Source organism: Lichenifustis flavocetrariae, from assembly GCF_026130545.1.
In the GTDB taxonomy this organism is placed as follows: domain Bacteria; phylum Pseudomonadota; class Alphaproteobacteria; order Rhizobiales; family Beijerinckiaceae; genus Lichenihabitans; species Lichenihabitans flavocetrariae.
Map to the genome: position 1 here is coordinate 1 of NZ_JAMOIM010000177.1, position 552 is coordinate 552.

Below are 552 nucleotides of genomic sequence, written 5' to 3' on the forward strand. Positions count from 1 at the left end.
GAGGCTGATTGCGTTGTGTTGGTAACAGGCGTGGTCGACTACGATTTACGGGTCTCGAGGATCGATTACCTGCCTGACAAGATCGAGCGGTCTCGATCCCGACTGTCGGACGAACGCGCCTCAGGGGTGCCGGTCCTTGCTGTTTGACCCAAGGCCAACGGCGAGGACGTCGATCCTACGCGTCGCGACATGCTGAAAGACCTCGGCATCTTGGTGTATGAAATCGCCGAGGTCAACGACATCCTCGGGGTGTTCAACAGCCGCCTCGCGCGATTGGCGTCGGCCAGCAGCGGTGCACCGCGGTGGAGCGGGTCTCCTTACAAGGGTCTTGAACCGTTCGGTACGGCCGACAGCCCCGTGTTCTTCGGCCGGGGACCGGAGCGGCAGGAGGCCTTGGCCCGCCTCCGACAGGCCGCGGCGCAGGGGACCGCGTTCCTCCTTCTCCATGGAAGCAGCGGTGTCGGAAAATCGTCCTTGGCGCGTGCGGGTCTCCTCGCGGACATCCGGACCCAGACGAGCGATGCCGATCACTGGCGAACCGCGGTGCTTGCG

Annotated in this window: 1 protein-coding gene; it reads left to right on the plus strand. The window is 64.3% G+C overall.

What is annotated here, in order from left to right:
• Positions 1-189 precede the first annotated feature (189 nt).
• The coding region (locus tag M8523_RS36525; protein WP_282589680.1) for an nSTAND1 domain-containing NTPase at positions 190-552 on the plus strand (363 nt) is incomplete at its 3' end.